Source organism: Tolypothrix sp. PCC 7712 (assembly GCF_025860405.1).
Taxonomy (GTDB): Bacteria; Cyanobacteriota; Cyanobacteriia; order Cyanobacteriales; family Nostocaceae; genus Aulosira; species Aulosira diplosiphon.
Genome location: NZ_CP063785.1, coordinates 6427320 through 6451251, shown reverse-complemented (window position 1 = coordinate 6451251; position 23932 = coordinate 6427320). Strand labels below are relative to the sequence as shown.

Genomic DNA, 23932 nt, shown 5'->3' with positions numbered 1-23932 from the left:
CTTTTGGGAAAAAGGTTAAAGTTTAAGAATTAAAGGTTGTTTCTTTCCCATTTCCCATTTCCCTTTTTTCCCTTAACCGAAAAGTATTGAGATGGGGCTACTATGCTTCTGGAGTGTCTTGGGAGAATTTTTTATGAATGCTTTGAGTTTGTTCTCCATTAGCAGAATTTGCTGTCATTAGATATTCTATTAACCCGTCTGAGAAGGGGATACGCAAATGGAAGGTACCATCTGGCTTCAGTTTAATGTTATGACCCCCAATGTTGACAGTTGCACCTGGCTCAGTTGCGCCGTGGATAATTAACTCAGCATCTGCTACAAACCAGAAATTTGGTTGGGGACGGCTGAAAACGCGAACATTGGCAGAACGAGTGAGTGATTCCCAACGATCGCCTTCTGCAATATAGCCAATTTCGGTCATGTAATCGCGATCGCTGTTGGGGATGGCGACAAAGCGATCGGTTACTAATTCCTCACATTCATATTGCTGCACTAGATGGGGAGTTTGATAACTCAAGTCAATGTCGGTGACATCGTACAGCCGCACAATCAATTGCGAAATCCCCGCGTTGTGCAATTTTTGGTTGTCATGTTCGGAAATGTGCCAAGCAACGTAAGCCCATTTAGGGGTACGGGATGTGAAGGTAATGCTGCTTTCATGATTTGCAGCTGGTTCTGGCGTGGGGGTTGGGGCTACGGGGGTTGATTCCTGCACAGGTGTTGATTCTGGTGTGAGGATTGGGGCTACGGGAGTTGATTCCTGCACAGGTGTTGGTTCTGGTGTGGCAGTATCTGGGATGTAAGGGCTAAAGACACGCACGGTTTCAGAACGGTCGATTAATACCCAGTTATTTGCTGCTACATAACCGATTTCTGCAATGTAGTTGCGATCGCTTCTCGGAATCGCTATTGCAGTTTCATTTGTGCCGTCTGGACATTCTAACTCCTGAAGCAACTGAGGATTTTGGTAACTCAGGTCAATTCCTGTGACATCGTACAAGCGGATCTTCAATTGATAGCCGTAATTTTGTACGATTTCCTGGGTTACCTGGGTAATATCCCATAAAACATGAGCTGATTCTGAATTTAGGGGCGTGAGAGTGACTCTGTCTGGAACTTTGCTTTCTGTTTCGTCTTCTACGATGGAGTAACTACCAAAGACACGCACGATTTCAGAACGGTCAATTAATACCCAGTTATTTGCTGCAAGATAACCGATTTCTGCAATGTAGTTGCGATCGCTAGCCGGAATTGCCACTACAGTTTCATGTGTCCCAGCCGGGCATTCATATTGCTGCAGCAACTGGGGAGTTTGATAACTCAGGTCAAGACCTGTGACATCATACAAGCGTAAGGTCAATTGCGAGCCTGATTCTTGCAGTTTCTGCTGGGTTGTGTCGGAAATTTGCCAGGAAACATTCGCTGAGTGCAAACTTTGGGGCGAAAGGCTGACTTTGTCTGCTACTTGGCTGTCTGCTGCTTCCTCTGTGGTGTAGGGACTGCTAAAGACACGCACGGTCTCAGAACGGTCGATTAATACCCAGTTATTTGCTGCAAGATAACCAATTTCTGCGATGTAGTTGCGATCGCTAGCCGGAATTGCCACAAAGCGATCGTATGATGCTAAATCGCATTCATACTGCTGCACCAGGTGCGGAGTTTGATAACTCAGGTCGATGCCAGTCACATCATATAACCGCAGTAATAATGGAGAACCGGAATCTGTCAATATTTGCTTGTTAGCATCAGAAATTTGCCACGCAGCATAAGCCCATTTGGGTGTGTGGGATCTGAGAGTAACTTGGTTCTCAACATTATCTGCTGCTACTGCGGCATCACGATCATTTGTCGCAGTTGGTATGTTTGATGTCGGCGATTCTTCACTACCATAAACTTGAGACCAAGCGCCAATTCCTGCACCTGCTGCTACTGCACCAGCAGCTACAGCCCCTAAATTAGGTAGAGAATTATCTGCGGGTAAGCTTGCTGCTGTTTCTGTGGTCTCTTCTGGCAGATTCGCGAAAATTTCCTCGATTTCTTCTGTGGGTTCAGCAGTGGCTTCGGCTTCGTCTGCTATGGCATTTAAGTCCACATCTGGAACATCAGGTAAATCTGGAAGTGTAGCGGCTGTTTCTGATGTAGGTTCGTCCACTGCTGGCAAATGGGGAAGTGCAGCAGCTGTTTCAATAATTGGCAGTGATGCATCCGATGTTGGTTCTTCCAGATCCGGTAGTGATATATCTGCTGTAGGTTCGCCGACATCTGGCAACTCTGGGATTGTGGTGGCTGTTTCCACATCTGGTAGCAATACCTCTGATGTAGATTCGCTCACTGCTGGTAAATTGGGTAGTGCGGCGGTTGCTTCAATAATGGGCAGTGCTACATCCGATGTTGGTTCGCCGACATCTGGCGTATCAGTATTGGCAGGTGCAATTTCAATTGTTGAGACTACATCTGCTGTGGGTTCTGGAACTGGCGGTGAATCTGGGATTGCCTCTGTAGTTTCGGGGCTGGGCTGTTCTATCTCAGCTAGTACTTCATCAGATGCAGGTGTATCCCATAGAGTATAATCACTGCCTTGGATTGTAGTATTAGCATCTTCGGGAGCGCTTTCTCTACTATCTACCACAGACCAGCCGACTGCACCTGCTGCTAAAGCTGCACCTCCAGCCAAGGCTGTAGCACCTGCTGCGGAGATATTTTCGCCAATATTGGATTCTGGCTGAGGCGGTTCTGTCGCATTGGCGCTAGGAGCATCTGAAGTATCAGATAATACTGGTTCTGGCGGCGATTCAGGTTGAGGTGTAACTTTAGACGCATCTGCTAAGTTGGGATAAGAAGTATTCACCACTGCTGCTGGTGCTTCGGTATCCCATGCAAATTCGCCGTTATTTCTCATCTCCTCCGATGATAGCGCTGCGCCTGTGCCTGCTGCTAAAGGGGGGTTAGTGGCTGCGGGTGCTGACTGATTCGGGTCTACTGGTAAAGGTGGTGCTGTGGGAGCAGATCCTAAGTCTTGATCTGCTGCGTCTTCTGCTGATGAGCGTCTTTTGAGTAACCACCAAGACAATCCGCCTAAAGCTGCGATCGCCAACAAAGGCAATAATAACCAAAATGGCGCTTCTCGCTGCACGCTGGCATTGTTATCCGCAGCAGTTCCCGAGGTTGCATCTGGGGCAGTGGTTGCACTAGGGTCGGCAGTATTAGTTATGCCCTCGGTTGTAGGGGCAGTAGTTGCCTCAGTTGTGGGGGTAGTGGTTTCAGCAGTTGTGGCAGCCGCAATGGTGGGAGAAGTGGTATTAGTTGTTACTGCTGCAACTGCCGGGGAAGTAGTAGCAGTTGTTGCTACCAAAGCTTGTATGCCACCATTTGCGATCGCAGCTGCTTCAGCTGTTCTGGCTTGTTCAATGGCTTGCTTACCTGGCGGTGCGATCGCAAAGCCCAAGAACGCAGCTGTGGCAGCGTTGGGGTTTTTCTTGTAGACGTAAACTAAAGGCTGAGAGAAAGGATATTTGGGCTCGGTAGGTGAAGTTTGATGTACCTTGAGAGTCCGCACCCCTGGGAGTTGCGATACTTGATTGGCTAAAGCATAACTGATACCATCTTTACCCAATTGCTTGGCGATTTCTGCGGTGTTATCTTCCGGTACTTGAATTGCATTTGTGCCTGTAGTGAAGTTAGCAGCCTTAAATACTGGATAACTACGCAAATTTTCTCTAGTGTCGCTACTTGGGGGGCGATCAATAACGCGAATTTTACCTTTTGGCCCGCCTACCTGCGACCAATCTGTAATGCTGCGTCCCCGGAAAATCCTGGCAAATTCTCTACCAGTCAAGCTACCTTTAAACGGATTCTCCGCACCGACGATGATAGCAATCTTTTCGCGGTATAAGCGGACTTGCGCTAACCCTTTTGCTTGTTCTTGTGGTGTCAAGCCACGTCCTAGGGCTGCTACATCAATTTTGCCCTCTAGCACAGCTTTCAGTGCGGCATCAGTACCATTAGCCGCTACTTCCACTTTGCTTCCAGAGTATTGCTGCTCAAAACTCTGTTTCAAGTTTTGATTAATTACACTCAAGCTACTTGAACCATCAATCCGCACTGTAGTCCCATTTTCCAATGTTTTTGGCATAGGAAAAGCGGGAGCATCAGTTGCAGATTGTGCCTGTATCGGTGTTGGCACTAAGAGAGTTGCTGCCATAGGTGTAGTTCCTATCGCCAGCAGTAATGCCAGTCTGACTATTGCACTATCTTTCTTTTCTTGTTGCCACATATGCTCCTTATCAGGGTACAGAAAACAGAAATCCGGCCAGCCTTTAACTTATGCTTTTATCTATAAAAGGAGGAGACGCGCTAATTATACATCTCTATTAACTTTGTTCTTAGTTGTTGGGAATAAACAAGGGACTAGAGAACGGGGCAATACTTGTCGGTTAAGGGGAAAAGGGGAAGGGTAAAAGGGGCAAGAAAAAACCTTTAACCCTTACCCTTGAACCTTTTCCCTAAACCAAATTAAGAGTTGAAAATCCTTAACCGAGCAGTATTGGGGAACGAGGAACAAGGAACAGAATTCATAGCAGGTAGTGCGTCGCCTGTGTGGTTGCTTGGAAGCAGTAAGGGAACAGAGAACGAGTTGGATATTTGCTGCTTGCGTCTCAAAGCGGTATTTGGAGGCTTATAGGCTTAAATGTGCAGTTCAGTAAATGCTTATCAATAAACGAAACTATATTGCAGTAGATGCAGGAGAACAGCGAAAAGCCTTAACTTTTAAGCTTTTGCCCTTGCCATACAAAACTTTACATATTTCAGTTTAATCAGGCTCACTTACTAAAATACTGCGTCTCACTTTATCTTGTTTAGTGACAAGATTTTTAGACTGTTTATTTTTTTTAAAGTATACCCAGCCAGTATTTCGGACTATCTTTCCAGAAATCAGGGAACAGGGAATAGGTATAAATAGGGTATGGGAGAATTTAATTTTGGATTTGTGATAGCGCAGCGTTAGCGAGTCCGCGAGCGTCTTTTGGATGAGGTTTCAATCTAAAATCTAAAATTCCTGTTTCCTCATCCCCCGGTACTTCGCCAGCTATCTTCAACGAGATACGATACAGCCCCTTACCTGCTGTGATGTCAAGGTTTTGTAAGCTAATGAGCATTTAAGGGACTTCCAGAAAATAAATTATCGAAAATTATAGTCCGAGAATATTTTTATTCTCCCCTGCTCTCTGCCCTTCTGCCTCTTCGGTGACTACTTCGGGGACGATATATCTCTTCAATGAGTCTGACAATTTACTGTTTTTTTATCACTAAATCGATAGAAATATTTGCTAATTTTTCTCAATTTAAGGTACCAAAATAGGTAATGCGATCGCATTATCTATTTTTCATTTTAACTAATTACTTGCAAAAGCCATTAATAATCATAGTTCTGGATTATTCTTTGTGAAAATCAACAGCAAATACATTGACAGCATCAAATACCTAACACGCTTAAGCATAATTAAACTTTATACATTTCTAACTTAAATATTGTATTTTTCGATTGAAACTTTATAGTTATCTGTCTATTGATAGTGATAATTTAAATTTTAATAATTGTTTAATAACTCGCCTCCAGACGAGTAAAATCGCCTATGAACAAGCAAAATATAGTATTGAGGCTGAGTAAAATCACAAATATTGACCCAAGTTTTTTACAAAGATTTTGGCAGGTAGGAAAACTTTATTGGCAAAGCGAAGAGAAATTTGGGGCAATTGGATTGCTGTCAATTCTCATATTGATTGTTTTATCTACTACCCAAATAGATGTCATTGTTAACACTCAAAAGGGTAATGTACTATCTGCGCTAACGGCAAAAAATTCTAGTACATTCTGGGAAACAATCAGTTATTTGCTGGGTTTATACCTTTTTTTAGTTCTAGTTTGGGCAGCTTACAACTATATCAGAAAAAAGCTAACTCTTTACTGGCGACGCTGGCTAACGGAGCATTTCCTCAATCACTATTTTAGAAATCGGTCTTTTTATCAACTTACTCAATCGCAAAGAGAACTTGATAACCCAGATCAACGGATATCTCAAGATATATTCAGTTTTGTTGATGGGTTTATTTCTTTGTTTTTTGACGTGTTATACGCTACTTTACAGATGATTGCTTTTACTGCAGTCCTCTGGTTTATTTCACCAAATCTCATGATTGTTTTGGTCGTTTATGCCGTCAGTGGAACTCTTGTAACGGCAGGTTTCTTTGGTAAAAAATTAGTTAAAATCAACTTCGACCAGAATAAAAAAGAAGCTAACTTTCGTTTTGGCTTAGTCCGATTGCGAGAAAATGCTGAGTCTGTAGCTTTTTATCGAGGCGAATCACAAGAATTAAGCCATATTAAATCTTTGTTTGATTTAGTATTTAAAAATTATAATTATCTGCTGCTATGGCAGGAATTATATTTAAATGGATTTGTCAAAATTTATGAATTTATACCCCAAATAATACCTGCAATAATTATGGCTCCACTAGTGCTATCGGGACAACTAGATATTGGAAAATATACCGAAGCACAAGGAGCATTTTTAATCCTGTTTTGGGATATGTATGTGATTACTCGCACATTTGATAAATTGACTGGTTTTGCAGCAGCCATTGAAAGGTTAGCTGAATTAAATTATTTTATCAAACAACCTAAAAATAGCGATTCCTGCGAAATAGTTCCGAATTCAACAATTCAGACTGTCGAAAATAGCCATTTAGCAATTCACAACCTGACATTGTATACACCAAACTACCAAAGAATATTATTTCACGACGTTTCGCTGACATTGCAACCAGCGCAAGGGCTATTAATTGTCGGCACAAGTGGCTGTGGAAAAAGTTCTCTATTGCGAGCGATCGCAGGTTTATGGAAGTCTGGAACTGGTACAATTAGTCGTCCCAACCTTGAGGAAATCCTATTTTTACCTCAGCGTCCTTATATGATCTTGGGAACTCTCCGCGAGCAGTTAGTATATCCCCAACTTAATACTAATATCAGCGACCAAGAACTCGAGCAAATTTTACAAAAAGTCAATTTACCAGATTTAGCCGCAAGATTTGGCGGTTTTGATGTCGAAAAAGATTGGTCTGATGTGCTGTCTTTAGGTGAACAACAGCGCGTTGCGTTCGCCAGAATTTTAATATCTCAACCAAAGTATGTCATTTTGGATGAAGCTACTAGCGCTTTAGATATTAAAAACGAAGAGAATCTCTATCAACATTTGTACAACACACAAGCAACTTTTATTAGTGTTGGACATCGCCAGAGTCTCTTTAAATATCATCAACAAGTTTTAGATTTATGTGATGGGGAAAAGTGGGAAATTAAGTGTATTGCGTAATTGGGCATGGGGCATTGGGCATGGTAATTGGTAATTGGTAATTGGTAATAAAAATTTCTCCCTTATCCCCCTCATCTCCCTCATCTCCCTTATCCCCCTCATCCCCCTCATCTCCCATTCCCCATTCCCCCACCCATCAACAAACCAATCTCCGCTACTGTCGCCGTTTGTGCATCTAAAATGGCGACAAATTCACCTCTGTAGATTACAGCAATGCGATCGCTCATTGCCATGACTTCTTCTAACTCAGTAGAAATATACACAATTGCGGCACCGCGATCGCGTTCTGTTAATAATCTTGTATGAACTGCTGCGGTTGCACCAACATCTAAACCTCTAGTGGGTTGCATAGCGACAATTACACTTGGTTGGCGGGCTATTTCTCGCGCTAGCACCACCTTTTGCTGATTTCCGCCGGAAAGCTGGTTTACCTTGATATCTTTCCCTGTGGTGCGAATATCAAATTCATGGATTGCAGCTTGAGCATGATTAGCGATCGCTTCTTGTTGTAACAAAAAACGACGACAAAATGGTAAATATTTAAAAGCCTTCAAAATTAAGTTTTGGGCAATGCTAAATTGCATCACCAATCCCATTGTTTGCCTATCTTCGGGGATATAGCCCACTACGCAAGGATTGTGGCTAAACTCAATTTTACCTTGCTCAATAGTGCGTAAACCTGCGATCGCATCTGCTAATTCTCGCTGTCCATTGCCATCGACACCAGCCACACCTAAAATTTCCCCAGCCCGCAATTCAAAAGATACATTGCGAATAGTAGAAATATTTCTATTATCAGCAACCTGTAAATTTTGCACCGATAGCACAATTTCCCCTGTAGATTTCGGGCTTTTATTAAACTGTAAAGACATCTCGCGCCCTACCATTAATGTTGCTAACTGTTGGGGTGTAGCTGCTTTTGTTGTAGTTGTGGCTACAACCTTTCCCTGTCGCAAAACTGTGACAGTATCGCACAGATGTATCACTTCTTCTAATTTGTGGCTGATAAAGATAATTGTGTTACCTGTGGCTGCGAGTTGGCGCAAAATTGCAATTAGTGATTCTACTTCTTTTGGTGTCAATACGGCTGTAGGTTCATCGAGAATCAACAACTTAGCTTTACGGTAGAGAACCTTGAGAATTTCTACCCTTTGTTGTGCCCCTACAGGTAAATTTTCTACTTTAGCAGAGGGGTCAATTTCTAAGCCATAAGCTTGAGATAATGCGGCAATTTCTTGCTGTTTCTGGCGTAAATTTAACCGCCAACTTTTTTCAGTCCCTAAAATAATATTTTCTGTCACAGTCAATTGAGGTACAAGCATGAAATGTTGATGAATCATGCCAATTCCCAATTTAATTGCTGCATGAGGCGAAGTAATTTTTATTGGTGTTTCTTGTAAATAAATTTCACCTGCATCAGGCTGATAGAGTCCACTAATAATATTCATTAAAGTACTCTTACCAGCACCATTTTCACCTAAAATTGCATGAATAGTCCCCGATGCCACACTCAGGCTAATATTATCGTTAGCCACAAAAGACCCAAAGCGTTTAGAAATATTTTGCAGCCGTAAATAGTCCATGTGAATCAGAATTTATACGTTCAGGGACAAGAGAAAACTCAAGCTTGCCCTAATGATGACAATTTAAATATGATTTAGAACTACTATAGTACTGATATTTAAATTTTAAAATATATAGGATTCATATTTTATTTTTGAAATTCACGTAGTGGACTGACACGCCTAAAATGAGGCATTAGATTTGATGAAATGAACCGCAGATAAACGCCGATAAACGCGGATGAAATGAATTTTTGCTATTGCACCAAATTAGCTGTGTCAGTCCAGTAGGATGCGTTAGCGATAGCGTAACACATCTGACTGACTATATAACCAACAAAAATGAGTGGAAATTGTCTATGAGAGTACAATTCTCCACTCATAATTTGCTGAATTAGTGCCAAAAGAACAAGACCCTGCTCAGATATCAATTTTCCAGAGTTGGGAATAATTAGCGAGATTCAGTACCTTGATTGGGGCTACCTGCTACATTATCTTCACCTGGTGCTTCTGGTTTAGCAGTTTCTCTAGCATCGCTTTTTTCTGCATCACCAGTTTTGCGGATGCTATCTTCTAGGGGGGTTTGATAACCACCAGAGGCTGTAGGGGTACTACCTTCACTATTAGATTGTTGATTTTTTTGTTCAGACATAATTAAGGTTCCTGTGATTTAATTTATGCCTTATTTTATGAATATCTGAAGGGGACTTGAATCTATCTAGAATATGGTTAAGGTTGCTTCATACCTCTATCGGAGGTTATGTTTCAGATGTTCAGTAGTTGGTGCAATTGCAAATAAATCTTGTAAGCTGTCATTGGTCATTAGTCATCTGTCATTGGGAAGGATTACAAAATTTAAATTATCAAGAGTTAATAGATGAGAAAATATATAGATGTATAATCACTTTGCAAAAATCAAATATGACTTCTATGATTTAGCAGTGGATTCTGAGTAAATTGAATAGCCGTAAAATCGAAATCTTTACCAGATAAATTATATAAGAATAATTAATGAACCAGAGCAATTTAGAATTACCATCTGGCTGTATTCTCCGTAAAGCAACATCTGAAGATAACTGGCCGATTCGGTTGTTGGTGTTATCTGCTAAACTCGATCCCACTCAATTACGTTGGCAACAATTTTGGGTGATTGAGTGTAATGGAAAATTAGCAGCTTGTGGACAGCTACGCAACTTTGATGATACTCAAGAATTGGGTAGTTTGGTAGTTGCACCAGCTTGGCGCGATCGCGGTTTGGGGAGTTTACTGACACAGCATCTCATCGCTACAGCCACGCAACCGTTATATCTAGAATGCCTAGGACAACGTCTAGCAGAATTTTACAGTCGTTTTGGCTTTGTTGCGATCGCCTTTGAAGAATTACCGCGATCGCTGAAATCTAAGTTTGGTTTGTCACAGTTAGGAAAAAAGTTAATTCGGGTTCCTGTCGTGTTCATGCACTATCCCAATTCGTAATTCGTAATCAGCTAAGAAAACTATTTGCCGATGGGTTTGCCTGTTTTGTCAAAAACTTCACCTTTTTCCCCAATACTTACTTCTATTGTGCCATCATCAAATCTTCGAGTGTAATTATATTTGAACGGAATGATAACTTGACCACTTTTGTCGATATATCCCCATTTACCGTTTAGTTTTACCGCTACAAGCCCCTGTAAAAAAGAAGGATGAAGCCCATATCCTTGAGCATCAAACTTAAAGGGGATAACAACCTTACCAGTTTTATCTATAAATCCTAGCTTGCCGTTCAGTTCTGCTGCAACGAAACCTTCGGTAAAAGCAGGAGGATCAATTAAGCCCAAGACTCCATAATTAAAGGAAAATACAAGTTTGCCAGCCTTGTCGATATAACGCCATTTACCATTAAGTTTTGCGGCTGCAAGCCCTTCGGAAAAAGCAAGTGCTTCAGTAAATTGAAACGGAATAATCACTCTACCAGTTTTGTCGATATACCCCCATTTACCATTAAGTTTTGCGGCTGCAAGCCCTTCGGAAAAAGCAAAAGTTTCGGAAAACTGAAGGGGGATAACAACTTTTCCCGTTTTGTCAATGAATCCCGATTTGCCATTTAGCCCTACAGAGGCTAATCCTTCTGCAAAATCTCTAGCGCTGTCATATTGGGGTTGAACAACAATCTCAGCGTTGAGATTGGCATATCCCCATTTACCAGTGGAAGTCAGCCCAACGTTCCTTTGGGAATATGTTCCTCCGTTATTAATGAGGCTCATTCCCTCCCTAGGATCGCCTATACAGTTAGGATTAAATGAAAGTGAAGTTTGAAAGGGAAAGAGAGTTGTTGTACATGTATAAAGGGCATCTTCGTCATAGCAAGCTTGCAAAATCAAGCAAGATAAACCAGTCAGTAAAAAGACTATCTTCTTATCTCTCCCCCGTTGAGTCCAATATAAATCAAAATTCATTACAAATTTTTTGAATGTTGAATTTTGTTAACGCAGCGTCAACCCTTCTCCTCATGGGAAAGCTGCACAAACGACATAGCTTAGAGCAAGCTACGCGGAGCTTCTGTCTACGACATACACTCGCGAACGTAGAGAGCGTCATTTTAAATTAAGTGTAGCGATCAGCTAAACCAAATCTAGTTTGCATAATCTAAAATTGTATATTTCTTGTGGGTTGGGCATCTTGCCCGCCCAATATATACAAGTTAAATGTGGAACAGCTTACTAGGCTTTTTTTGCAAAAACCGTTAATAAAACAGGCCCTAATAAATAATAGTGTCCAACACAATCTAAACCAACAGCAGCCCCCATAAATTCCCTCTGATTGGGACTATAAAATCTCACTTTCCCCAGAGAACCTAATGTTACTTGCACTTCAGATTTACTTTTCAATGTGGTGTCAACTAAATAAAAGCGTCCGCTTGGTGAAAGCACTCGCGCCACTTCGCTGAAAATCTGTTGCGGTTCTAAATAATGCAAAAAACTTATCGTGTTGAAAACTGCATTAAATTGTCCTTCAGCAAAGGGAAGAGACTCAGCTTTACCTTCAACATAGATTAACCGGGGACGGTGGCGATTATTGCGTCTGGCTACTCGCAACATCTCACTCGATAAATCTAATCCGGTTCCGCGTAAATCGGGAAACTTCGCAGCCAGGCGTTCTAGCAACCTTCCTGTACCACAGCCTAAATCTAATACATTTGCATGGGGTGGTAAATCGACAAATTCTAGTAACCGTTTGTGAATAGTTTGATAGAACACAGACGGTAAAAGCCAGTCGTAGCTTGGTGCCCAAATGTCAAAAATTTGCTTTTTGTTACTTACAAATTCACTAGTCATAGTTAGCAGTAATTACAGTATTTGCAGGTAAGTGAAGTATACAGGTAGGAATATAATATTATTATATCTTGACAGCAATCTGTAAATCATTTATTGGCAACTTACTGTAATTACTCACCCAGTTTACGCCATTTCAAACTTTAATTGATGACTCTGTAGAAAATCATGAGTAAAATGGTCTACCACATTGGTATCACTCAATTCTAAATTATAAAAATCTACAAATTCATGGTCAAAATATGGCCCCGCGTGCCAAGTTCCTACCTCTAATTTAATAAAACAATTCCCGGGAATGCGAAAAGCTGCAATTTCCTCTAAAGCTGGTTGATTGACATCATTATGAGGAGGACAAACCGCAATTAACCAATCCTTACCTTCCAAGGAACCTAAACATTGAGTACATTGCACATGACGGGTAATTTTATGAAATCTGCGCCCTTTACGATGCAAGCGCATAATATAAAAACGTGGTGTGCCATTTTGCAGATTTAATTGTGCATCTTCTACATCAAAAACTTTACCATCTGCACTTGCAAAAATTACCTGTCCATAACGCCGAAAATTTTCTGGTGTTACCAATTGAGCTTGTAATTGTTGGACTGTCTGTGATGTACTCATATAAAACCTATCAAGATTTAAAATTTAAATTATTCCCATTCGAGTTCTTTGGGAATCAGTGATTTGGGAATTATTGAAGCTTGTTTTGCTTTATCTGAAGGTTTGGTATACCACCAAGCCCAAGCAATAAAAACTGCTTGGAAGGGAAGCCGGATTGCTTGTAACCAAGGCGAATCTGAATATGGTATGGTTTCAATCTTAATATGATTAACTGCCATATTGATATTTGCAGGGAAAACGGCAATAAATAATAAAATTAATCCCCAAGCTGCGGCTTGACTCACAGGCGGAACTAATAAACCTATCCCACCTAAAATTTCATAAAAGCCACTGAGATAAACTAATTCTAAAGGATATGGCAGTTGCGGAGGCATAATTTTAACGTATGGTTGTGGCAATAAAAAGTGTGTCACTCCTACAGTAATGATTGATACTGCTAGGATGACGCGCCAAAGTTCTTTATTTTTGTACACTTGATTTACCTAATCTCAATTACTCACTTGTTTTCAGTTTTGAGGATTGAGGTAATTTTGTCTTCAGTCTAGGGTGAGAATAAAAGGTTATATTACAGTTCAGATCATTAGTGATTAATTTGTCACTTGGGAAAAAGCTAGATCAATTGGGGGATTCTCCCCCAAACCCCCGATTGGGTGACGGTTGCGTCCCCCAAACCCCCTCCAAAATTATTGTTCTGTTTTTGTTGAGTAACTATTACAATTCGGTGTGAATAAACAGACAATCTGTAATTAATACAAGGCTTGTGGTATAACTATTCTTTCTTTTTACTTTTTACTTTTTACTCCTGCGGAGTTCGCCAGTTGCTTTATGCCGGGGAACCCGTCCACCGCACTGGCTCACTTTTTACTTTTGCCTTGTTGTACTAGTTCTTTGGTTTTGTGATCAATTAATTTTCTTAACTGAAATGTATTGGGTTATATTATGTATGCTTAAGGATTTATATTGTTGTATGGGTTGCGAATGAAAAATGGGTAATGGGTAATGGGTAATGGGTAATGGGTAATGGGTAATGGGTAATGGGTAATGGGTAATGGGTAATTGGTAATTGGTAATGGTAAAGGTTTTAGAGCATCATTCATTGATTAAGCTAAGTGGCGATAGGGATGGAAATTACAAATTCTGTTTCTTGTTGAGGTAGAGAATTGATGGTGATATTACCACCATGTTTTTTAATAATGGAATAGCTCACAAATAATCCTAAACCTGTACCCTTACCTATAGGCTTAGTAGTGAAAAATGGTTCAAATATGCGTTGTTGAATATGCAAGGGAATAAAGCTGCTGGTATTGGCGATCGCAATTTTTATCTGCTCATGTTCAACTACTTCTGTACGAATCCGAATTTTTGGTTGTTCGATATTTTTGTCTCCTTCGCGAATCGCATCAATGGCATTGTTGAGAATATGCAAAAATACTTGATTCAACTGTCCAGGATAACAGGTAATAGGGGGAAGATTACCATATTCTTTAATGAGTTGTATTTCAGGTTGATGTTTATCAGCTTGTAGGCGATTTTGCAAAATTAATAGTGTACTTTCTATGCCACTATGTAAATCCACAGCTTTAATTGGTGATTCATCTAAGCGAGAAAAATTTCGTAAACTCAAGACAATTTGACGGATGCGATCGCTACCGGCTTCCATTGATTGCAGAATGTCAATTACATCTTTATAAAGAAAATCAATATCTATTTCATCGCGTTTAGCTTGAATTTTGGCAGAAGGTTGAGTATATTCTTCCTGGTAAAGTGTCATTAAACTCATCAAGTCGGCAATGTAATTTTCTAAATGGTCGATATTTCCTTTAATAAAACTAATAGGATTGTTAATTTCATGAGCAATTCCTGCTACTAATTGCCCCAGAGATGACATTTTTTCGGAATGAATTAATTGAGCATGGGTTTTTTGCAAATTTTGCAATGTATCTTCTAAATCTTGGGCTTTTTGGTTGAGTGCCTGGGTTTTTTGCTCTACTTCTGCTTCTAGGTTTTGGGAATAATTAGCGATTTGTTGATACAGTCGAGCATTTTCTAAGGAAATGGCAGCTTGGGTGCAAAGAAAATCTAAAATTAGGATGCGATCGCTCGTAAATACACCACTGGTAGAACGATTTTTTAAATACAAAATTCCAATCAAATGTCTTTGATGGAGAATTGGCAAACATAAGATACTTTGAGGTTGCTGTTGAGTTAGATATTCATCAATTACAGGTAAATCTGTTTTCAGCTGCTCAATTACTACAACTTCTTGGGTATTTTTGACATACTGAATCAGCTTGACTGGTATATTACAGTTTCCCTCTAGGGGTTGCGAACAAAGTTCTGTAGTTTCTGGTGTTGCAATAGCTTGCACATACCAATTATCATCGCTATTAGGTAGGATTAAAGCACAGCGATCGCCACCAGAGTTTTGCAGAATAATCTGAGTTAATTGGTGCAGTAGTTCCTCAAATTGAATTTTACTCGAAAGGGTTTGAGAAGCTTTGAGAATGACAGCAAAATCTAGAGCTGTGTTGAGACTCTGACTAGCAGCTTGGGTAACATTTGTAGAAGCATGAACTGAGGCGCGGGAAGTAACAAGAGTTGCCAGGGTTTCTAGGGGATTCCAGCTTTGGCTGGCTGGTTGTAAAATTGGGCGCAGTAAATCGGGGTAGCGATTTACTAAATCATCGGTTTTGGCTTTCGCACCCCAACGGGAATAGCAATAATAAGCTGACTGCATATAACCCGCAGCTACATTTTCTTTACCCCAATCAAGGTAAAATTTAGCAGCAAGTTCGTTTGCTAAGGCTTCTTCTTGCAGGTAGCCGTTGTTTTTAGCTCCTGCTATGGCACGATCATAGAGTTCCATTGCTGTGTAAGAATTACCAGACACGCGATAGCATTCAGCTTCTACTAAGTGCAGTTTATGTAAATGATTATTGGGGGCATAATCTGCATATTGCTTGAGTTTGGTTTGATGACTTTGAACGCGTTGCCAACTATGAGATGATTCCCCAGGAATAACAGATTTTAAAATTGCTAACTGCGCTAAGGCATCATAAAAAGGCAGCAAAACGCTGACATATAATCCTGGTACACCATCTAAATATTGTTCGGCAAGGGTGGCTTGCGCCATCGCTTGTTCGTATTCGCCAAACAAGTAGCAGAGAATGACTTTGTTAATTTGTACATGATAAACAGCCGGGCGATCGTTAACTTGTTGGTGTTGTGGTAACATCAAATCTTCGTTGTAGACATCACCCACCAAACGATAAGGAAGTTGACTGTCACCTAGTAAATTTAAAACCGCTTGGTGATAGGCTTTTTGATAATTCAGGGCTGTGGTTTGTTTTAGTTCTGCGATCGCTATCCCATAGGTGGCTAATTCTGATTCTAATTGTGTTAGTTCTTTGCCAGCATAGTAAGAATGAAAACTATAGCCAAATATGCACCACACTGCCCATTCTAAATCCCCCGTTGTCAATCCGCTTTGATAACCTGTGAGTAAAGATTCTAGGGTTTTGTGGAGAGGATCTTGCCAATGTCTGATGTAATTATTGAATACGGCGGCAATTTTGGCATGTAGTTCTTCCGCAGAGAATTTTTCCATTAAATTTAACGCTAGTTGCCCAAATTGATAGCTTGTTTTTACATCACCAACAAAAGCACAAAGAATTAAACCATAACTGGCATAAGCAAAAGCAGATAAGCTGCTACTGCCATATTCAATTGATAAGTTTACCTGTTTACCGATAATCAGGGGTAACATTTCGGGACAGCCATTATAGGCAGAACCAAACATACTCGATAAAATCCGGATTGCTGCTTTGGCACGCGCATCTGTCATTAAAGGTAAATCGATTAATTCTAAGGGTTCTTTTCCTACTAATATCCGATGAGTTTCCCCCAATGCTTTACCGATATCTTCTGGTGTGGGGTAGGCAGGAATATCTATACCCAAATTATGCAGCACAGCTAAAGCTATATCTAATCCTAACCGCAGTTGATTCTTGGCAACACAAGCTAAAATTTTGGTTTCATAAATTGGGATACTATCTAAAATATTGGTGACATATTGCAGAACAATTTCTGCTAATTGTTCCATCTGCTCAAAATCAGTATTGAGATAAGCTGCTTCCACTGCTTCTGTATATACTGCTAGCATTAATTCATAAAATTCTTGCCAATTGTGATTTGCTAACAATGTGATCGCTATGCTGTAATAATCTACTGCAGCAGCATAAGCTGTAGCGTGTTTAGCTCTGCGTCCAGCAATTAAAGCCAATTCAGCTAATTTTCTCTGTTCTTGGTAATCAGTAATTAAATCAATACTTAATTTAAATTGATTAACTATATCAAATATTTTTTCAGTTATTTCTGTTGAAGATGTATGTTTAAGTAACAGTTGCCCAATTGTGAGATGAGTAGTTTGTTTTTGCTCGTTGGGAATTAAAGAATAAGCCGCTTGTTGAACGCGATCATGTAAAAATCGATAGAAAACGTTTTCATTATTTGTAGTATCTATATCTGCGCGATCGCCAGTCAAATAAAATTTATAAACTTCGCTTTGGGGCAAAATTAACCCTAACTCTAAAGCCTTCCATAAAGCAGTGGCAACTGTAGTTTCTGATTGCTCTGAAACAATTACTAATGTCTCCAAATCAAATTGATTACCAATACAAGCCGCTAGTTTTAATACTGCCTGTGTCTCAACAGGCAGTTTTTGCAATTGCTGCACCATAAACTGTACTACATCATCTGTTAATGATGCAGCGCTTACCTGCGTAATATCACATTGCCAATATCTAGTTTGGGAATCAAATGTAATCAATGCATCTTGATATAATGCTTTCAAAAATTGGGTGGCAAAAAAGGGATTACCTTGAGTTTTTTGATAGATCAATTCTGTTAATGGTTGCGCCAATATCGCTGCACAATGTAAAGTATCAGCTACTAACTGATTCAAACTTTGCTGTGATAGGGGCTTTAAGGTAATAGTATTTACCTTGGCTTGAGCTTTGGCGATCGCATCTAAAGTTAACATTAAAGGATGCGCCGCAAACACTTCATTATTTCGGTAAGCACCAATCAATAGTAAATAGCCTGTGGATGATTCACCCATCAGTAATTCAATCAACTTCAGCGATGCGGAATCAGCCCATTGCAAATCATCTAAAAATATTACTAAAGGATGTTCTGGGGTGGTAAAAACTTGAATGAATTTCTCAAACAGTAAGTTAAACCGATTTTGAGCAGATATACCTGATAATTCTGCTGCTGGTGATTGTGCGCCAATAATCCGTTCTAGTTCCGGGATTACTTCAATAATTACTTGGGAATTATCTCCTAACGCTGCCAGAATTTTAGTTTTGCAAATTTGCAATTGGGTATCAGATTCCGCCAGTAATTGCCCCATCAAATCGCGAAAGACTTGCACAAAAGCAGAGAAGGGAATATTACGATTAAATTGGTCAAATTTACCTTTAATAAAATAGCCTTGTTGACGGGTAATCGGCTTATGGACTTCATTAACAACGGCGGTTTTTCCAATTCCCGAAAATCCCGCCGCTAGCATCATTTCTGAATTACCATTAGTAACACGCTCAAAGGCTTGCAGCAAAGTCCTAACTTCTGCTTCTCGCCCATATAATTTCTCTGGAATCAGGAAGCGATCGCACACATCCCTCTGCCCAATTTCAAAATCTGTAATCACGCCATGATTTTTTAATTGATATAAACAATTTTCTAAATCATGCTTTAATCCCAAAGCACTTTGATATCTATCCTCAGCATTTTTCGCCAGCAATTTCATCACAATATCAGAAATTACTTTTGGTATGTTTTTACTGTTCTCTACTCTCTGAGGAATTTTCGCCAGATGACAATGTACTAACTCCATCGGATCGTCACAAATGAATGGTAATTCTCCACTCAATAATTCATAAAATGTCACACCCAGCGCATAATAATCACTACGGTAGTCTATCCCTCGATTCATCCTGCCGGTTTGTTCGGGAGCAATATAAGCAAGTGTCCCTTCTAAGACATTAGGATTTTTAATTTCTGGGCTTTCTTTTGGTAAAAGTGAGGCGATACTAAAGTCAATTAGTTGAACTTGTTTTGTCTGAGGATGAATCAGAATATTTGCTGGCTTAATATCTTTATGAATGACATTGTTTTGATGTAATTCTTGGAGAATACTAGTTAATTGAATGGCAATATTCAAAAATTCTAATAGAGAAAGATTAGTATTTTTAATGTATGCTTGTAAAGCAATATCTCCTGTATATGGCATCACTAGAAGATAACCATTGTTATATGTTTCTAGTGATAGTGGCTGAATAATACCAGGAATGTTGAGATGTTTGGTAATTGTGTATTGGTTACAAAATTGCAATAATTCTTGGAAACAGGGATATTCAGCAGCCAACATTTTAATGATGACTGCAAGGGAATCTGATTCCCGAATAGCTTGATATACCTTGGTTCTAGTGCCCACATATAGTTGAGAAACAATTTGATATCCAGAAATAATCGGGGTGAAATTTTCATGAGTCATCTCAACCTACCTCGTAGCACAAGCTGGTATTACATTCTCAAATAAGTATTCCCATCAGCTAGATGTTCGCTAACAAAAAAGATGAAGTATGTATCCCTGCTGGAAAGCAAGCTAGGCGTAGCGTCTTGACAGGAGAAGACTAAAGTATGAAATGCAAAGGTAGATAATATAGGTTTTGATGGATTTAAAATGGTAGCTTTATTTATGCCCTGTTGTCAGAGTACTTGAGCGTCCAACAAAACTTAAGATAAAGTATTAAAAATAAAAATATAAATCAAAACTCAAATCTAGCCCCTAGAGCTTGTTTTTACAATCAAAAAGTAGGTTGGTTTAACCTTAGTGCAACCTAACCTAGCATAAAAATCATTCTTCTCTAGCCCCTATTCTCAATACCGCCCCTCATGGGAAAATGCCACAACCAAACATGAAAATCTGTCTTTCCCATGCCCAATGCCCAATGCCCCATATCCTATATCCATTTTCAATACAGTGTATGACAACAAATTTTAGTCGGCGTGAATTTATCTTATTTGGTTCAGCAGCGTTTACTACTAGCCTTTTCCTCAAAGCTTGCAGTAGCAACCAAACTAGCACACCCACAATTGCGACTACAGGCGGTACAGAAAATTTTAAAATAGCGATCGCACTCCCAGGAATTATTACTGATAAAGCTTGGAATCAATCTGGCTATGAGGGCGTTAACCTCGCAAAACAAAAGCTGAGTGCAGAAACAGCTTATGTAGAAAAAGTAGCACAAGCCGATCAAACAGAAGTGCTAACTGATTTTGCTCGTAAAGGCTACAATCTCATTTTTGCCCACGGCGGACAATTTGATGCCGCAATAGAACAAGTCGCCTCACAATTTCCCAACACATTTTTCGTAGGTGTAAATGGTAATCTCAAGGGAGATAATATTGCTTCTTTACGAATAGATCATCTGCAAGCTAGCTATTTATGCGGAATTATCGGCGCTTCTATAACTAAATCTAATAAACTTGCTTACATCGCCGGCGAAAAATTTCCCGCTACCGAAGGAGAACTCAGGGGATTTGAATTAGGCGCAAAGTCTGTGAAACCAAATATTCAAATTACTTCTACTTTTACAGGGGATTGGAATGATGTAGCTAAAGCTAAAGAAGCTACTTTGGCTTTAATTTCTTCCGGTGCTGATGTTATCTATCAATGGTTAGATAATGCCTCAGCCGCAGTTTTACAAACAGCTAGTGAAAAAGGCATCTACGCTTTTGGTAATACAACCGATCAATTAGATGTTGCACCCAAAGCCGTTTTAACCAGCGCCGTCAAACGTTTAGATTTAGCGATAGCTTATGTAGCAGAATTAGCAAAACAAAAACAATTAAAAGGACAAATATATACAATTGGCTTAGAAAGACCAGATATATTATTTTTAGGAAAATTTGGGGCAGATGTACCGTCAGCAGTTCAGCAAAAAGCTTTGAGTGCCAAGCAAGATATTGTGGCTCAAAAAATTATTTTTGAAGCCTGCAAAGAAGGCGGAAAAGATACTCGCTGTGTGAAAAAAGCTGCTGTTTAAATGGCAGTATTCGATACTCTTTGGGGTATCATTGTATTGCTGATTTATCTTGATAGCCTGCATAATTTCAGCATTTTAGACTAATTTAAATAATGTTGGTGCGACATTAACTATCCATGAGGGCACAGCATTGCTGTGCCCCTACCTGTTTGTTGCTAGATTCTTATACTACAATTATAATACAAAAATTATAAGCGTAATTTTACTATGTATTAATACAGTGGATAGCAACATCACAGACTGGAGTTATCTCAGTTATGAGAAAATTCCTGAAAACTTCAATAAATTGGGTTTAACAGAATCCGATTATCGCTTATTTAACAAAACTGATTGGGTGGTAACAGAAAAAATTCATGGTGCGAACTTTGGGATATGTACCGATGGTTTTGAGGTACGCTTTGCCAAAAGAAAGGAGTTTTTACAACCAGGAGAAGATTTTTTTGGCTATCAATCTTTACAAGCTAAATTAGAATCTCAGGCGCAAGAAATGTTTAGAATTTTGCAGTCTGATACTCGATTGCAAAAAATATATATCTATGGAGAATTATTTGGTGGTGAGTATCCTCACCCTGATGTAACCGCTATTAGCCATGTGCAGGCTGTGCAAACTGGTGTTTATTATTCACCAAAAATAGAATACTCTGCTTTTGATATTGTAGTGGTGCTGGGTGGAAAAGTGGCAGAAAAATCCTATTTAGATTATGAAATAGCACTCAAACTATTTCAGCAAGTTGGCATGATGGCATCTGCGCCGTTATTTATTGGTAAATATCATGATGCATTAGCATATAACATAGAGTTTGAATCTACAATTCCAGCAATTTTAGGTTTACCTAAATTACCTTTTCTTAATAAAGCTGAAGGAGTTGTAATTAAACCTCTGCATTCTATTGATGTGGAGACTGCTAAACAAAAAATCCGTCCGATTATTAAGCATAAAATCCCGGAGTTTGCTGAAGATAGCCGATTTCACCAAGCACAAAAATGGACTGTAAAACAACAGCCCATACTACAACACCAGATAAGTCTTGAAGAAGAATTAAGCCAAGAAATGCTGGCTTTGGTTACACCTACGAGATTAAACAATGTTATTTCTAAATTTGGCAGAGTTGATGTTAACAATATAAAACAGCGTCAACAATTAGTGGAATTATTAATGATAGATGTTTTAGAAAGTTTCCAAGAAGAGTATGCAAGTATTTTTAGTGCTTTAGAAACTGCCGAGCAGCAAAGTATGATTGAGCAATTGAATCAAGCATCACAACAGCTAGTTGATGCACAATTATAAAGTCTTTCGTCCACATAAAAAAGAGAAAATTAGCATTGGGACGGATGCGTTAGCGATAGCGTAACGCATCCTACGTTAACTATTACCTATTACTCAATCCCCAATCCCCAACATTCACTCTTGCTTCCAAGTACCGTGAAAACCTGGAGGAATAACACTAGGTAATCCAAGTTTGCACACAGGCGTTTCATTTAGGCGATCGCTATCAAATACCCAAACTTCGCTACTATGGCTATTACCATCATAAACAACGGTTAAGAGCCAGCTTTGTGCTTGATTTTGAGCATCTTGAACGTGAATCGGTTCAGAACAATAGCGATTTTCGCCTAAATCCGCTTCGGTGAAGGTTTCTGTTTGATGATCGAAACGAGCGATCGCATTTAATATTTCTCGGCTAATATCTGATTCTGGGCGGAATGAAGACATATAGGTGTAGCGCGAAGCTTGTCCGACATTTTGCTGCGGTACACTCGGAAATTCACAAAATCTGTCTACCAACTCTTGAATTGCTGTCACTTTACCTGTGTCGGGACGCAGATGAACTCGCGTTAAGGTACTTTTAGCAGCAGTGTGAGTTTCTCCTGAGCCTACTTCCTTGAGATATTGGTTAGTTTGAAAATCTTGATAGCGGGCAATATCAACAATTACTGTACCGCTAGCATCCACATAACCGTTAGCAAAATGCCACTGATACCAAGGTTCGGTTTGTCCGCGACTTACCAAAGATAAGTTTTCCCGATCAATCACCAAAACCTGAGTTCCCACCTCTGGCTGCCATTTGAGAGAATCGCTATATGTGCTAGTTCCAAGTAGGATAGACCACATATTTAACCGCACAGATGGGGCAAAAAATACAAGATACTGCCCTGCTAAGACAAAATCATGGATTAAGGGTGTACCTTCTAATGCAAACTTGGCTTTTTGCAGAATTTTGCCTGTAAAATCGCTTTTAAAAACATTAAGTGTGCCATTTGGCCCGGGACTAATACCAAAATTAAAAATCTCTTTTGTTTGGTAATCAACTTTAGGATGAGCAGAATAAGCCAATCCTTTATCCAATCCGCCTAAATTATCTAAGCCATGAGTTTCTAGGGTTTGAAGGTCGAGGCTATATGGATTATCGCCTTCCCAAAGAGCCAGAAGTTTATCAGGTAATGCCAAAACTGAGGTATTAGCAACATTTTTGATCGGTCTGCGCCATTGATTCCAAATTGGCCCCGGTGCAGTCATACCATAGTTACCATACAGCAGCTTACCTGCGGCAGCTTCATGTTGATAACCTACGGTTTGCACATAGCGATAAACTCCTGTGGCTCCAGCATCGGTAAAATTGACAGCTAAAATTGCCCCATCGCCATCAAACCAATGTCCCATATGCATACCGCCACGTTCTAGCCTTGCTGGGCCATTGCGGTAAAGTGTGCCACGTAAGCCTTCAGGGATATTGCCAGCCAGAATCGGTAATTCGGTACGCGGAAATTCTACCCCAGGTTGGGCGATCGCATTTGCCCAAGCTCTTTTTGTTGACTTTTTGTCTATTGTCTGCATAATAAAACTCGCTTTCACAATTCAAAGGCGATCGCTAGAATTGCCTTTACATTACATCTCTTTATTTATCGGTGTATAAAATGCTTGCTGTTTAACTAACAGAGGGATGGTGATGTTT

Annotated in this window: 17 protein-coding genes; 5 read left to right on the top strand and 12 right to left on the bottom strand. The window is 39.9% G+C overall.

What is annotated here, in order from left to right; genetic code table 11:
• Positions 1 to 100 precede the first annotated feature (100 nt).
• Positions 101 to 4273 carry a DUF4912 domain-containing protein gene (locus tag HGR01_RS26450; protein ID WP_052335229.1) on the bottom strand — a complete coding sequence of 1391 codons (4173 nt, stop codon included), beginning with the start codon at positions 4271 to 4273 and terminating at the stop codon, positions 101 to 103.
• 270 nt (positions 4274 to 4543) lie between these two features.
• Between HGR01_RS26450 and HGR01_RS26445 the strand changes: the two genes are divergently transcribed.
• Positions 4544 to 4681: a hypothetical protein gene (locus HGR01_RS26445; RefSeq protein WP_168160988.1), complete on the top strand. Its 138-nt coding sequence runs from the start codon at positions 4544 to 4546 to the stop codon at positions 4679 to 4681.
• Positions 4682 to 4973: 292 nt separating this feature from the next.
• Here HGR01_RS26445 and HGR01_RS26440 read toward each other — a convergent pair whose 3' ends face one another.
• On the bottom strand, positions 4974 to 5156 hold the full coding sequence (locus HGR01_RS26440; RefSeq protein ID WP_045871145.1) for a hypothetical protein: 183 nt from the start codon (positions 5154 to 5156) through the stop codon (positions 4974 to 4976).
• A 477-nt stretch (positions 5157 to 5633) separates the two neighbouring features.
• Here HGR01_RS26440 and HGR01_RS26435 point away from each other — a divergent pair, with 477 nt between their 5' ends.
• Entirely contained in the window at positions 5634 to 7370 is a 1737-nt protein-coding gene (locus tag HGR01_RS26435; RefSeq protein WP_081584035.1) for an ABC transporter ATP-binding protein/permease, read from the top strand.
• On the opposite strand, the gene HGR01_RS26430 is transcribed toward HGR01_RS26435, so the two are convergent.
• The 3 genes from HGR01_RS26430 to HGR01_RS26420 form a co-directional block, all read right to left on the bottom strand.
• Entirely contained in the window at positions 7354 to 7488 is a 135-nt protein-coding gene (locus HGR01_RS26430) for a histidine kinase (protein ID WP_096621797.1), read from the bottom strand. The genes HGR01_RS26435 and HGR01_RS26430 overlap by 17 nt on opposite strands.
• Positions 7478 to 8953: an ABC transporter ATP-binding protein gene (locus HGR01_RS26425; RefSeq protein WP_045871146.1), complete on the bottom strand. Its 1476-nt coding sequence runs from the start codon at positions 8951 to 8953 to the stop codon at positions 7478 to 7480. The genes HGR01_RS26430 and HGR01_RS26425 overlap by 11 nt, the downstream gene beginning before the upstream one ends.
• A gap of 430 nt (positions 8954 to 9383) precedes the next feature.
• Positions 9384 to 9584, bottom strand: a complete 201-nt coding sequence (locus HGR01_RS26420) for a hypothetical protein (protein WP_045871147.1) — start codon at positions 9582 to 9584, stop codon at positions 9384 to 9386.
• A 359-nt stretch (positions 9585 to 9943) separates the two neighbouring features.
• Between HGR01_RS26420 and HGR01_RS26415 the strand changes: the two genes are divergently transcribed.
• Positions 9944 to 10408 carry a GNAT family N-acetyltransferase gene (locus HGR01_RS26415; protein WP_045871148.1) on the top strand — a complete coding sequence of 155 codons (465 nt, stop codon included), beginning with the start codon at positions 9944 to 9946 and terminating at the stop codon, positions 10406 to 10408.
• Positions 10409 to 10428: 20 nt separating this feature from the next.
• Here the strand turns inward: HGR01_RS26415 and HGR01_RS26410 are convergent, their stop codons facing one another.
• From HGR01_RS26410 to HGR01_RS26385, 6 genes are all read right to left on the bottom strand, one after another.
• On the bottom strand, positions 10429 to 11370 hold the full coding sequence (locus HGR01_RS26410; RefSeq protein ID WP_052335230.1) for a WG repeat-containing protein: 942 nt from the start codon (positions 11368 to 11370) through the stop codon (positions 10429 to 10431).
• 264 nt (positions 11371 to 11634) lie between these two features.
• Positions 11635 to 12249: a class I SAM-dependent methyltransferase gene (locus HGR01_RS26405; protein WP_045871149.1), complete on the bottom strand. Its 615-nt coding sequence runs from the start codon at positions 12247 to 12249 to the stop codon at positions 11635 to 11637.
• Between the two features lie 123 nt (positions 12250 to 12372).
• Positions 12373 to 12867, bottom strand: a complete 495-nt coding sequence (locus tag HGR01_RS26400; protein WP_045871150.1) for an ureidoglycolate lyase — start codon at positions 12865 to 12867, stop codon at positions 12373 to 12375.
• Positions 12868 to 12896: 29 nt separating this feature from the next.
• Positions 12897 to 13340 (bottom strand): DoxX family protein, encoded by a 444-nt coding sequence (locus HGR01_RS26395; RefSeq protein WP_045871151.1) that lies wholly within the window; start codon positions 13338 to 13340, stop codon positions 12897 to 12899.
• A 474-nt stretch (positions 13341 to 13814) separates the two neighbouring features.
• Positions 13815 to 13964, bottom strand: coding sequence for a hypothetical protein (locus HGR01_RS26390; RefSeq protein WP_155539318.1), 150 nt, complete (start codon positions 13962 to 13964; stop codon positions 13815 to 13817).
• 8 nt (positions 13965 to 13972) lie between these two features.
• Positions 13973 to 19423 carry an ATP-binding sensor histidine kinase gene (locus HGR01_RS26385; protein WP_045871152.1) on the bottom strand — a complete coding sequence of 1817 codons (5451 nt, stop codon included), beginning with the start codon at positions 19421 to 19423 and terminating at the stop codon, positions 13973 to 13975.
• Positions 19424 to 19916: 493 nt separating this feature from the next.
• Between HGR01_RS26385 and HGR01_RS26380 the strand changes: the two genes are divergently transcribed.
• Entirely contained in the window at positions 19917 to 20978 is a 1062-nt protein-coding gene (locus HGR01_RS26380; RefSeq protein WP_045871153.1) for a BMP family protein, read from the top strand.
• A gap of 220 nt (positions 20979 to 21198) precedes the next feature.
• Complete coding sequence (locus tag HGR01_RS26375) at positions 21199 to 22266, top strand: RNA ligase family protein (protein ID WP_235623068.1); 1068 nt, start codon at positions 21199 to 21201, stop codon at positions 22264 to 22266.
• A gap of 114 nt (positions 22267 to 22380) precedes the next feature.
• On the opposite strand, the gene HGR01_RS26370 is transcribed toward HGR01_RS26375, so the two are convergent.
• Positions 22381 to 23814: a carotenoid oxygenase family protein gene (locus HGR01_RS26370; protein ID WP_045871154.1), complete on the bottom strand. Its 1434-nt coding sequence runs from the start codon at positions 23812 to 23814 to the stop codon at positions 22381 to 22383.
• Between the last annotated feature and the right edge of the window lie 118 nt (positions 23815 to 23932).